This is a genomic window from Methanoplanus limicola DSM 2279 (genome assembly GCF_000243255.1).
GTDB classification, from domain to species: Archaea; Halobacteriota; Methanomicrobia; order Methanomicrobiales; family Methanomicrobiaceae; genus Methanoplanus; species Methanoplanus limicola.
In genome coordinates this window covers 219874-232221 of the sequence record NZ_CM001436.1, presented here as the reverse complement: position 1 = coordinate 232221, position 12348 = coordinate 219874, and the positions used below count along the sequence as shown (strand labels likewise).

The 12348-nt window shown below is 43.0% G+C and carries 9 protein-coding genes; 6 read left to right on the top strand and 3 right to left on the bottom strand.

The window, feature by feature from the left end:
- Positions 1-22: 22 nt before the first annotated feature.
- Together METLIM_RS00995 and METLIM_RS00990 are read right to left on the bottom strand one after the other, a co-directional pair.
- The gene (locus tag METLIM_RS00995) at positions 23-1111 is read right to left on the bottom strand and encodes a DegT/DnrJ/EryC1/StrS family aminotransferase (protein WP_004075968.1); all 1089 of its coding nucleotides are present in this window, start codon (positions 1109-1111) and stop codon (positions 23-25) included.
- Complete coding sequence (locus tag METLIM_RS00990; protein WP_004075966.1) at positions 1108-1800, bottom strand: acyltransferase; 693 nt, start codon at positions 1798-1800, stop codon at positions 1108-1110. The genes METLIM_RS00995 and METLIM_RS00990 overlap by 4 nt, the downstream gene beginning before the upstream one ends.
- A 652-nt stretch (positions 1801-2452) precedes the next feature.
- Between METLIM_RS00990 and METLIM_RS16330 the strand changes: the two genes are divergently transcribed.
- From METLIM_RS16330 to METLIM_RS15290, 3 genes are all read left to right on the top strand, one after another.
- A complete protein-coding gene (locus METLIM_RS16330) occupies positions 2453-2590 on the top strand; it encodes a hypothetical protein (protein WP_004075964.1) in 138 nt (45 codons plus the stop codon).
- Between the two features lie 629 nt (positions 2591-3219).
- Positions 3220-6261 carry a DEAD/DEAH box helicase gene (locus METLIM_RS15295; protein ID WP_217177990.1) on the top strand — a complete coding sequence of 1014 codons (3042 nt, stop codon included), beginning with the start codon at positions 3220-3222 and terminating at the stop codon, positions 6259-6261.
- Positions 6258-7172: an SWIM zinc finger family protein gene (locus METLIM_RS15290; RefSeq protein ID WP_004075960.1), complete on the top strand. Its 915-nt coding sequence runs from the start codon at positions 6258-6260 to the stop codon at positions 7170-7172. Before METLIM_RS15295 ends, METLIM_RS15290 begins: the two co-directional genes overlap by 4 nt.
- A gap of 38 nt (positions 7173-7210) precedes the next feature.
- Here METLIM_RS15290 and METLIM_RS00975 read toward each other — a convergent pair whose 3' ends face one another.
- Positions 7211-8197, bottom strand: a complete 987-nt coding sequence (locus tag METLIM_RS00975) for an NAD-dependent epimerase/dehydratase family protein (protein ID WP_004075958.1) — start codon at positions 8195-8197, stop codon at positions 7211-7213.
- 140 nt (positions 8198-8337) lie between these two features.
- Here METLIM_RS00975 and METLIM_RS00970 point away from each other — a divergent pair, with 140 nt between their 5' ends.
- The 3 genes from METLIM_RS00970 (at position 8338) to METLIM_RS00960 (ending at position 12331) form a co-directional block, all read left to right on the top strand.
- A complete protein-coding gene (locus METLIM_RS00970; protein WP_004075956.1) occupies positions 8338-9141 on the top strand; it encodes a cohesin domain-containing protein in 804 nt (267 codons plus the stop codon).
- 255 nt (positions 9142-9396) lie between these two features.
- On the top strand, positions 9397-9537 hold the full coding sequence (locus METLIM_RS00965; RefSeq protein WP_157202187.1) for a hypothetical protein: 141 nt from the start codon (positions 9397-9399) through the stop codon (positions 9535-9537).
- Positions 9538-9568: 31 nt separating this feature from the next.
- On the top strand, positions 9569-12331 hold the full coding sequence (locus METLIM_RS00960; protein ID WP_004075954.1) for a cohesin domain-containing protein: 2763 nt from the start codon (positions 9569-9571) through the stop codon (positions 12329-12331).
- Positions 12332-12348: the final 17 nt, after the last annotated feature.

The window sequence follows — 12348 nt, the reverse complement described above, 5'->3', positions numbered from 1 at the left end:
AGTGTTATAATATGATGGCATCTCATCCGGAGATTTCGTTGATAACCTCACAGATATACCTGCACTCATCCTCACTCACACCCGGATGTACAGGAAGGCTCAGAATTCTTCTGCTTAAGTCATCTGCAACAGGACATTTCGGGTTTGGCATATCTGCATAAACCGGCTGCCTGTGAACCGGTACAGGATAATGAACTGCTGAACCAATACCATTAGAGGCCAGATATTTCATAAGCTCATCCCTTTCCATCGGGAAATTATCTTCCACCAAAACCGCATACTGGTGATACACATGCAGACAGTCCGGGTTATTAAATGGCTTTGTAATTCCCTGATGAAGAATTTCCGAGTCATAAATCCCGGCATTTCTCCGCCGGAGCTTATTCATCACAGAAAGCTTTGAGAACTGCACCCTGCCGATTGCTGCATCAATATCAGACATTCTCATATTGTACCCGATTTCAGTATGTAAGTACTTCTCACTCTGCCCGTGATTGATGATTCTTCTTATCTTATCAGATGACTTAGAATCATTGCAGGTTATCATACCACCTTCTCCGGTGGTCATATTTTTGGTGGGATAAAACGAGAAGCACCCGGCATCACCAAAAGAGCCGACTTTTTTGCCTTTATATTCTGCACCATGTGCCTGTGCACAGTCCTCAATTAAGAGAAGATTATTGTCCTCACAGATCTCCGTAACAGGCTTTAGATCAAAAGCCTGCCCGAAGAGATGGACACCGATTACAGCCTTTGTCCGGAAGGACAGATTCTCCATAATCTCATCCGGACTTATATTAAATGTCTTTTCATCAACATCCACACAGACCGGCTTTGCACCGCAGAGACTGACCGCTGATGCGGTGGCGAAGAATGTAAAAGACGGAACAATCACATCATCGCCTTTGGAGATTCCAAGTGCAAGAAGTGCTGCATGAAGAGCCGCAGTTCCGGAATTAACGCCAACTGCCTCTTTTGTACCTATAAATTCTGAAAATTCCTTCTCAAATTCTGAGACAACAGACCCGCAGGCTATCATTCCCGATCTCATAACCCCGGCAACTGCTTCGATTTCCTCCTCTCCTATGAAGGGTTTTGCAACCGGAATCATCTCCTGGCTCCCTCAGGTAACTCCTTAAACCGTGCCGGAGCACCGACTGCCAAAACCCCGTCCGGCACATCCTTTGTCACAACCGCTCCGGCAGCGACAAGTGCACCCTCACCAATTACAACTCCCGGAAGAATCGTTGCATTGGCACCGATTGAGGCGCCTTTCTTTATCACCGGACCTTTGATGCCACCGCGTGGAGGATACGGGTCATTAGTAAGTACAGCATTTGGGCCGATGAAGACGTCATCCTCAATTATTACATCGGTCGGGATGTACACAAGGCTCTGCAGTGAGACATTATTCCCGATTGTACAGTTGCCTTCAATTATTACAGAACTGCCGACAGAGACATTATCCCCGATAGTCGTCTTCTCCCGAATCATCACCGAATGTCCGGATGAGAAATTATCCCCTATAGTAACATCACTGTAGATGACAGTTCCAGGTCTTAATGTAAAGTTGTCACCGATGGTAACTCCGTTGAAATCTTCTCTGCCGGTATTTCCAAAACTACCGGAAGTTCTGATCTCCTCAGTGTTTTTGATTTTATCCAGATTCTCCCTTGAGGGAAAGCCAAGGGTAACACTCTTAAAAATATGCCCCCCGTCCCCCAGTCTGTTTATGCCATATGTGTCAGGCATATCGGTTTTATTGATTGTGTCAGGTATATCTCTGTCCATTGTACCCATTAAGTCACCGCACGTTAAATTGTCAGACTCTGAAATAATCAGTCGGATTATTATTAGTTATTCGTGTTTTATTCTTTTTAACTGATTGCCTGTCAAAATTTTTAATCGTAAGAAGCTCTACGATGAAAAACGGTGATGACTGAAAATAATCTGCATTTGTCAGATAAACTGAGGTATTTTACAGCCGGAATCATTTCTCTGCACTTCCAGTCATCTCTTAAAGACCTGGGTGCCGGTGCACTTAAAATCCCTGAGTGTTCCTGCCGATAGAGACATTATCACCGATTGTAACATCACTGTAGACAATTGTTCCGGACCTTAACATATGACCATTATCTATTGTGACTCTTCCTCAAGGACCTGGATAGTGAACTTGAAAATTTAAATCTCTATTATATTCTTCTCGTAACCATTCTCGTTCTTGAATTAATTGGAATATTTATATCCTCTTTTCTATTACAAGGTACGTGTCCATTGTTAGGCAACTGCAGTAGCACAATTAATTTATCTATGCCGATTATGAAGTAGATTTGGATAGTCTGAATGATTTGCCGGAGTTAAGTTATATAACCACCCACCTCTTAAATTCTTACTGCGGGCAACCATAGAGGAACTAAATAATTAAATAATATTGTGTCATATGAGTATAATTATGACTCATCGTGGTAAGGCAGCTCTTCTTTCAGTTAAAGCACCCTATGCAAAAATTATTCAGGGAAAAAAAGAATCTAAAATTGTAAAAAGAGAAATTGAGATTGGCCTTAAAAAGAAGAGTATTATAAAGATATAAACTATATTTTACCAATCCTTAACATCATTTATTTTCGTTCTAAATCTACATAATTTATCCGGTTTATCGGCACTGTCTGAAAATCCAGTGATGAACAGATTATTCTTGTGGAACACTTTCCTTTTTAGCTATTTTTGCCTATTTCATACCATCATATAACTGGAAAATCCAACTGTACCCTGAAGACGAAAATATTATGACAAAAGCTGTTAAAGAGGACTGAAATGTTTATTCCTGTCAGCACTTTTTTAATAGTTCCTGTTAGAAGCCAGAACAGCACCAGACATAACAGTGCTAAATAAATTCTGAAAGAGATGGTCAGGGATATTATATAATATCATACATTCCGGATGAAACCTCAGGCAAGTTCCGGCAATAAAGATCAGAAACAGAAACCTGTTTTACATATCCGTGATAAATATTATATCAATAAATTCCTGCTCCGCCTCAGAGATCAAAATCTGAGATTATAACTGCAGATTTTCTCTTCAGAGTTGATTAAGGCGAATTCACCATATTATCCGTATGCGCGGGAAGAAAGCCGTAATCCTGAAGATTACAAAATCTTATATTCAGTAAGAGATGTCTGCATTATTAAATCACAGGATGCCCGGAGAACCTTCATGGAAATGACAGATAATAAAACTACGACAGATATCAAAACCGGACCGGAAGTTACCCTGCATGCATTCTGGGACAGGGAGGAGGATTCCCTCGTCATATGGGGTGAGGACTTCACAAAAACAGGGGATAAGCCAAAGAGAAAGCGAAAGAAGAACGTTCCTCATCCATTCGCTGCAAGTCCTGCAACCCTGATAATCTCCCTTGAAAAGTTATTCCCGGGTACCATAGCATCTGTCACAACCGGAAGTTCATCTATAATGCTTCCCGGAGATAAATCCGGCACACCTCTCTCCTCCTCAGAAGAAATTCCGGAAGACTACAAAACTTCCGGATTCATAGTTCCCACATTATCCATAAGATCAAAAGATCTCTTCTTCCTCCTTGAATCTGTGAATCAGGATTCAGAGGTCTCTGCCGGAGATTCACTTGAATACTGGAGATTATGCCTCTCATATACTGTATTCATCACATCAGCAGGGCTAATAGTTCCAAAAGTTCATTACGACTATCCCGACACCTTACGGACCGGGTGGATGCCTGTTAAATTCGGCTATACGATGAAGAATTATCACAGCCTGCTTGAGAGTTCAGCCCCAAAGGTTGCCCTTTCCGGTGGTGAAGAACAGGAAGAGGTCTTTGAATCATTCATCAGTTCTGCGATAAAAGCAGTGGTTGGTCAGTCATTAGGGCCAAAATCCGGCGGTAACCGAAAGGAGAAGAGAGTAAGCCACAGAACCTCTGTGGATCAACAGTTCATTGAATATCTGAAAGGTGAGAGGGATCAGTTCACATCTGAAGAATACAAGCTCGGCAATTTCGCGCGTGTCATGAAGCCACACCTTGAACAGGCTGAATCAAAAGCAAGGGAGTATGAGAACGAACTGAGGCAGTCGCTGGAAGATGTTTTCATACCGCTCATCAGGGTGAGCAATAATCCGGATAACATCTACTCAGACTGGCTGCTCACATTTGGCTTTCAGTCTGAAAGTGACCCTTCGCAGATATATTCCACATATGACTTCTGGAGCGACCCTGCCATATCTGAATACTCAAAGGCAGGATATTTAAAAGCCATAAATGAGGGTTCTGAGATATATCCGCTCTTAAAGGAGAGTGCCGGTGATATGTACAGGGAACCTGTAATTCTTCCGGCAGACGATGCATTTGACCTTCTCCTGAACTACTCGGCTAAGCTTGAAGAGAGCGGCTTTGTCATTGAAACCCCGTCATGGTGGAAGAAGCCTGCCAAAAAGGCCGGGCTTAAGGTTTCGGTTGAGTCTGACGATGAGAATGACTTTTCAGCTTCATCAATAGCGGATTTCAGCTGGGAGGTTGCCGTTGGCAGTACAAAACTGAACGCTGAAGAGTTTGAAGACCTCGTAATGCAGAAAATTCCGGTGATAAAATACCGTGGCAACTGGATAAGACTGAACGCCGATGAGATAAAATCGCAGATTGAGCGCTTAAAGAAGAGATTTCCGGACGGAAAAGTCACCGCTGCAGAGATGCTGCGCCTTGATGCAGAGGAGGATACTGAGGTCTGCGTAAAGGGGCGCGCAGGTGAGATGCTCGCCGCCATACGAGAACCCGGGAAAATGCCGCAGGTCAGCCTGCCGGAAACATTCACCGGCACACTTCGCCCGTATCAGGAGAGGGGGCTGTGCTGGCTCTCGTACATGCTTGGATTTGGATTCGGTACATGCCTTGCCGATGATATGGGTCTTGGAAAGACGATACAGCTTATAGCATATCTTGCATCAGATCCGGACGGCACAGAAAAGACATTAATAGTTGCGCCTATGTCAGTCCTTGGCAACTGGAAGAGGGAGATCAACCGCTTCCTGCCCGGTGCCGATGTGTACATACACCACGGTGCCGCAAGATCGAAGGGTGAGGATTTTGTCAGTGTCATACAGGAGCACAGGATTATCCTTACGACATATCAGCTGATTCCGCGTGACGCCGAAGTTTTTGAAAATATGGAATGGGATTTAATCGTCCTTGATGAAGCCCAGAATATTAAAAATCACAGGACAAAGCAGTCCAGAACTGTCCGTAAATTAAACGGCAGAAAGAAGGTCGCCCTGACCGGAACTCCGGTTGAAAACCGCCTCCAGGAACTGTGGTCCATAATGGACTTTTTAAACCCCGGATTTTTAGGCACTTATACTGACTTCAAAGCGATTTATGGTGACTCTAAGCTCAATGAAAATTCCGGTGAGGTACTAAGAAGGCTGATACGTCCGTTCATGCTCAGGAGACTTAAGTCTGATAAAACTATTATTCAGGACCTCCCGGATAAGATGGAGATGAAGGTATTCTGTCCGCTCTCTGAAGAGCAGGCAGCACTGTATGCCGCATCTGTTGCAGAGATGCTTGAAGATATTGAGGAATCTTCCGGAATTGAGAGAAAAGGGCGTGTGCTCCGTGCACTTACGCGGCTTAAGCAGATCTGCAACCACCCGGCACTATTCCTCAAAGAGGGAAAGTTAAAGGAGGGTCAGTCCGGAAAACTTGACAGGCTTGTTGAGATGCTTGAGGAGGTGACTGAAAATGATGAGAAGGCCCTCATATTCACGCAGTATGCCACATTTGCAGATCTCTTAAAGGATTATCTCATAGCTGAGGCGAAGGTGCCGGTTTATCTTATCCACGGCGGAGTAAGCCGGGGCCAGAGGGAGATTATGATCAACCGTTTCCAGAAATCCGCCGGACCGGCGATATTTATACTGTCTCTTAAAGCCGGAGGAACGGGCTTAAACCTCACCGCTGCCTCTCATGTATTCCACATAGACCGCTGGTGGAATCCGGCGGTTGAATCCCAGGCAACAGACCGTGCATATCGTATAGGTCAGGATAAAAATGTGCAGGTGCGTATGATGATCTCGTCCGGAACTTTAGAGGAGAAGATTGATGCAATGATTGAGAGAAAGAAGGACCTTGCGGATAAGGTGCTGACTTCCGGAGATAAATGGCTTACTGATCTCTCCAATGACGAGATAAGGGATATAATAACACTCAGAGTTGAGGAGGATGAACTCTTATGAGCTGGTACTACACACCCTCGCAGCCGTACGGTGTTAAGGGCGGGCTTACTGCAAAGAGCAAAAGGGGCGACATAGGCACTTCCTGGTGGTCAAAAGGGATTCAGGAGGGTTTTCTGCCTCATTCTTATGACAGCTATATCTCAAGGGGTAAGAACTATGCCCGGAGGGGGCAGGTAATCTCAGTTAAGACTGAAGAGGGCCAAGTTACGGGCTATGTACAGGGGAGTGAGAGAACACCGTATAAAGTTACTGTTAATTTTGGTTATGCTGAGGAGAATTCCGGTCATGAAAAAGCCCTTGTGCATTACCTGAATGAAAATTATACTTCATTTTTAAGGATGCTCTCCGGAGATCTGACTGAGGATTTCAGCCGTGATATCAGGAAGAATACCGGGTTTACTCTTGTACCGGAGGGACGGTTTTCACTTAAAACACGGTGTTCATGTCCTGTGGGTTCTGAAGTATGCAAACATACTCTTGCTGTTTTATTTATTCTGTCAGAGCAGCTGGATGAGGACCCAATGCTTCTCTTCACTCTTGCCGGTATGGATAAGGAGAGGGTTATTGGTGAGGTGAGAGATCTTCAGTACAGGGGAGAAAGTGCTGATGAAGAATCTGAATTTACAGATAATCTGCCAAGCAGTGAAGGTACATTCTGGCATATGGGTGATAATCTTAAAAAAGCGGGATATTTTGATCCCGGCGATGAAATTGCCGTTTTAAGTTCTGTATCGGGAGATCTCTATAAGGGGCTGATGAAGAATACATCACCTTATGACAACACCGGAAGTATATCTGAGGATGTTGATAAGCTGAGGATTAAAGCGATGAAGCGCGCTGCAGATCTCCTCCGTTCATCTGAATACTATAGTGAAATGCTCCATCTGTTCTCCTTTTTGGCTGAAGAGTGAAAAATCCCGGATGAATAATCTGTTATTTCAATCCGGAATTATCTTTTCACATTTTCATTATAGTCTTTGAGTTTTAACAGGCCTTCTTTTATCTCTGTTTGTGCAGAGAATCCAAGTCCGCCTTCTTCGTAAGGTGCGGCTGCTTTTTTTACGCTGGCAAGTGACTTGTTTATGTCGCCGGGCCGCCTCTCTTCAAAGTTAATATAAACCTCTCTGTGGTTTATCTCCATCAGTGCTGAGGCAAGCTCCAGCAGATCTGTCTCTCTTCCGGTTGCGACATTATACACGCCGCCTGATGCACCCGGACATTTTCTGAATCCGTTACTGTATTCAAGGCCCATTGCGGAGAGGTTTGCCCGTACCACATCGCCGACATAGATAAAGTCCCTCGTCTGGCGGCCGTCACCGTATATTGTGATCGGTTCTCCGGCTGAGATTTTGTCAGAAAATATTGATATCACTCCTGAATATGGGGATTTCGGGTCCTGTCTTGGGCCATAGACATTGAAGTACCTGAGGGCGGTTGCCGAGACATTGTATAATGCGGAGAATACCTCTGCATAATATTCTCCTGTCAGTTTCTGGACTGCATAGGGTGTCATCGGTTTTGGCTTCTCATCCTCACCAAGCGGCATATTTGGGTTGTCTCCGTACACTGCTGCTGAGGATGCCATAACCACTTTACTGACGTTATTTTTCCGGGCGGCATTTAAGACATTTAATGTGCCTGTGAGGTTGACTTCGTTTGTCATATCCGGCTCTTCAACAGATTTCTGCACTGATGCTATGGCTGCCTGGTGAAAGATGCCGTCAGCACCTTTTACTGTCTCTTCAGGCAGATCGGAATTTGTGATGGAGCCATTAATAAATGTGATATTTTTCTTATCATCAAAGATCTCAATATTCTCCACCTTTCCGGATGACAGGTCATCGATGATGATGATCTCAATGTTTTTGTCTGAGGAGAGGGCTTCTGCAATGTTTGAGCCGATAAAACCTGCTCCGCCGGTTATGACATACTTCATTGGTGAGTTATTGGTTCTTTTGGTAAAAAAAGCGTGTGAAAATGGATTTACGTTTGTAAGCCGGATTCCGGAAAATCAGTTCAATTAATAAACGTTTATATTTGCGGGTATCTATATCTTATAATTTAATGGAGAATAAGATGAAATTAAAATTTAAAGTATCTGTCTTCTGCATTCTTGCACTTCTGCTTGCAGGGGTTGCCTGTGCAGGAAGTGTCATCTCGGTTCCGGCTGAAGGGCCAAATGAGGATGGCGCTATGTCAGTAACGGTTTCCGGAGTATCCGGTGTATCGGGCATCTCGTTTCTGCTTGAATACAATAAAGATAATCTTGCTGTTGAGAGCGCATCTTTAGGCAGTGCATTTTCCGGAGCCAGCCTTACCAAAAATATAGATAATGCTGCCGGAAAAACAAAATTTGTGATTATAACAACCAGTGCGATAAGTGTTGAGGATGCCTCTGACCTTGTAAATGTCAAATTCAGTGTCATTGATCCGGCTGACACTGTTGTAACTATTAATGATCCTGAATGGTCTGACAGCGTTGATTTTCTGCCGCATGACTTTGATTCTGTGATAGACGGTTCGCCGGAACCTGCTGCGACTGCAACGGCAGCACCGGCTTCATCAGCTTCTTCATCTTCTTCCGGAGGACATATCAGTTACTCTCCTGCAACATCAGCAACATCTACACAAACCCCAACTTCTGTAGCGACTTCAGCGCCCGAAGTTACGGCGGCTGCAACAGAAGAACCTACAGCTTCCGCTATTGATGTGGTCCCGGCTAAACCGGCAGAAGGAACTGTCACTCCGGATGTAACAGAGACTGGCGGCGCTCTTCCTGAGGCGGAATCCACAGTGCCTGCTTCTACACCGGGATTTGGTATTATTGCAGCTCTTCTTTCAGTTGCTTTTGCTGCTGTGGTGATTTCCTCAAGGAAATAATTTAAATACTCTTTTTTAAAAAATTATTGTTCTTCGGACTTTTGGGTATTTTAATCTCATTTTCCGGGCTGTATTTTCATATTAAAGAATTAATTATTTATAGCATTAATCAGAATTATTCACGTATAACTAATTCGCAGAAGGCTGTAAATTCCTGGGTTGGGGAGTTTATTTTTGCTGAGCAGATCTGCCCGGCAGACGCTGTGAATCCAAGTGGAGGCTGGCGGCTTTAAGCATGATGCGGTATGCTGTGTTGTGTCTGAATTAGGTTTCCTTAAACGGTTTGATAAGTCCCTGAGGAAAGATCCCAAATGGGGCGTCACAAATGGGGCGTCACGAATGGAGAGTAACGGAAGGGACAGAGCCGGAGGATTTGACTGGTTAGAAGAAAATTAGTGTTATGTTTTAAAAATGAGGTGAAAAGTTTATGAAAAAATTAAAGGTATCGCTATTGCTGGCTATGGTTCTGTGCCTGCTCATTGGAGGAGTCAGTGCATATACAGAACTTTTAGTATATTCTGGCAATATTGTCCCGCCCGGAGGATCCACTCAGGTTCCGGTTTATGTGTACGGGCTTGACAATGCAGAAGGAGTCTCATTTAATATGAGCTTTGATCAGACTAAAGTTAGAGTTGATGGCGTCACTGCTCTCGGAACGGATTTTCCTGATTCAGCTGTTTATGCAAATCCGAACAATGATACAGGGAAATTATCTGTTGCAATTACAAATAATGAAGGAATAAGTGCTAATTCCAGGAAAACTATTGCATATATCACCTTCTCAGCAGTTGCTGTAAGTGGTGATTCAGATTTACAATTTGTAGCCCCTTCAACTTACAGTACCAACTTTGGTCCGGTTGAGTTTAACTATACTTATTCCGGACAGATAAGTGTACGTAATCAAAGAACTATTATTGCACCTAATGGAAATCTGATCTATGGTCAGGGTAAATATCTGCCGGTTCAGGTCGATAATATTTCTGGTGCAAAATCAATCAGTGTTAATCTGATGTATGATGGCAGTTATGTCTCAATTGAAAATATGGCAACACCTTATGATGGAATAATTATTGACCAGGGTACTGAAGCAACCAATGGCAAAATTAGTGAGGAACAATATTATCAAATGATAAACTCTGATTCTTATAAAGAGTATCAGGATTTAATCAGTATTGATTCTCCTCACGGTCATAACTGGGCATATATCTATTTATTTATCCCTGATGGATTAACTACGGTTGTTCCTCAGGATATTGTGAATATATTCTTCACTCCAACTGAAACCGCAGGAACTGCTAATCTTACTGCTTATGGTTCCTACAGTGACGGAGATGATAATAACCGTATTTCACCTGATACGGCTTTTCCCTTTGACAGAAATGTCCCTGGTCAGATTGTCACATCCGGTGGTGGAGTAACTCCTGGTGGAGATATTAGAGCAGAATCCGGAATTCTCCCCCTTGAATCTTCCAGAGCATTTCCGGTTCAGATAAAAGGAACCACAGGTTGTGCAGGTTATTCTTTCGAGGCTCAGTGGAATTATGAAGATTTAAGCATTAATTCTGTAACATTAAATTCCAGTGCTGCTGGTGTGGGTGTTACAATTGATCACATGCAGAATGGCACATACTGGGGAGAGCCAAAAGCATACTGTACATTAAGCATTGGTAATCTTTCAGGATTTAACAATGACAACTGGGCATCTTTAGTTGATTTTAGTTTCACTCCAAACACGACCCGAATGGGTGATACCTGGTTTAATATCTCTGATGAATCTTGGGATGCCCCGTTATCACATGTGGTTCCAAAGGATAATGTAACAATTTACAATCCTGCAATCTCCGTTGGAAATGGAGTAATTACAATTATTGACACTGAACCTTTGCCGGATTTCGTACCAAGTGTTGATGCTCCACATATTGTAAAAATCAACCGTGATGATATGGTTCATGTAAAAGGACTCTATCTTTATGTGAGTAATCTTGGAACTGCTGATTTCAATTCTTCCGGTGTGGAAGTACCTGTTATAGCAGAACTGGGTAATTTTTCGGAAAAGACAAAGTTTGATAAAATTGTTAAAGTCGGGGACACAGTACAGGTTCTTGGGTTAAATATCGATATGAGTGCAAAAGATTATGGTATTGATCCTGAGACGACAGAACTTCCACAGGATAAAGTCATTAAAGTAACTGTTAATCCTGAACCACGTGTTGTAGAAGAAAAGAATTATCAGAATAATTCTGTAAATCACAGCTTAAGAGTGACTGCACCTGATCTTGCAGCAGAAATTGTTGCACCTGCTAAAACTACTCAGTCGGTTTTAACACCCATAGGAATAAACATCACAAATCTGGGTGAGGTGCCAAGTGTAAATACAACACTTGTATATGAGATTACTAATGGAGAAATAGAGACTATCCAAATCCCGGCTCTGGATCCAAACGGTTCAGTTATGATCTGGAAAAATATGACACTTGTAACAGGAGAATATCTTGTTCAGGCCAATGTAAATCCAAATCATCTGACTGATTATGAGACAACATATTCCAACAACAGGGTAAACAAGACAATTACATCATATGATGTCCCTCAGGTTAAGATCGAAATGCCAAAGGATGTCGTATATATACCAGGTACAGAAGTAAAAATACCGGTGATTGTGAAGAATGTTGATGATCTTGCAGCATTCCAGATGACATTTGCATATGATTCACCTGCCCTTACTGTTAAGGATGTCCAGGCCGGCGAGATTGGAGGGTTTTACAAGAACCTGCTGAATGGTTCGGCAATATTCAACGGGGCACAGGTTTCCGGTCTGACCGGAGATATAACTACTGCAACAATTATTGTTAATGTAAGCGGAAAGAGTGGCGATACATCCAAGCTTAATCTGGATGCAGAATTGTGGGATAATAACGGTCTTGAAATCCCTGTTTCTGTCACAAACGGAAATGCACTTGTAATGTTATATGGTGATGCCAATAACGATGGTAAAGTCAATCAGGCAGATACTCTTAAAGTCCTTAAATGGGTTGTTGGTATAGATGCTGATAATCCAATATCGGGGACAACGAGGTTTACACAGGTTGATGTAACAAGGAATAATTATGTGGATGTTGGTGATGCGATGTTTATCTCCCAGCATAATGTTGGGTTAAGGGATGAATATTTTGACATCATCCTGAAATAATTCAGGGAGTGGTATAA

Bases quoted from the DNA above. Each gene is read 5' to 3' on its own strand.
- METLIM_RS00995 (WP_004075968.1), bottom strand. From the start codon at position 1,111: ATGATTCCGGTTGCAAAACCCTTCATAGGAGAGGAGGAAATCGAAGCA.
- METLIM_RS00960 (WP_004075954.1), top strand. From the start codon at position 9,569: ATGAAAAAATTAAAGGTATCGCTATTGCTGGCTATGGTTCTGTGCCTG.
- METLIM_RS15290 (WP_004075960.1), top strand. From the start codon at position 6,258: ATGAGCTGGTACTACACACCCTCGCAGCCGTACGGTGTTAAGGGCGGG.
- METLIM_RS00990 (WP_004075966.1), bottom strand. From the start codon at position 1,800: ATGGGTACAATGGACAGAGATATACCTGACACAATCAATAAAACCGAT.
- METLIM_RS00970 (WP_004075956.1), top strand. From the start codon at position 8,338: ATGAAATTAAAATTTAAAGTATCTGTCTTCTGCATTCTTGCACTTCTG.
- METLIM_RS16330 (WP_004075964.1), top strand. From the start codon at position 2,453: ATGACTCATCGTGGTAAGGCAGCTCTTCTTTCAGTTAAAGCACCCTAT.
- METLIM_RS15295 (WP_217177990.1), top strand. From the start codon at position 3,220: ATGACAGATAATAAAACTACGACAGATATCAAAACCGGACCGGAAGTT.
- METLIM_RS00975 (WP_004075958.1), bottom strand. From the start codon at position 8,197: ATGAAGTATGTCATAACCGGCGGAGCAGGTTTTATCGGCTCAAACATT.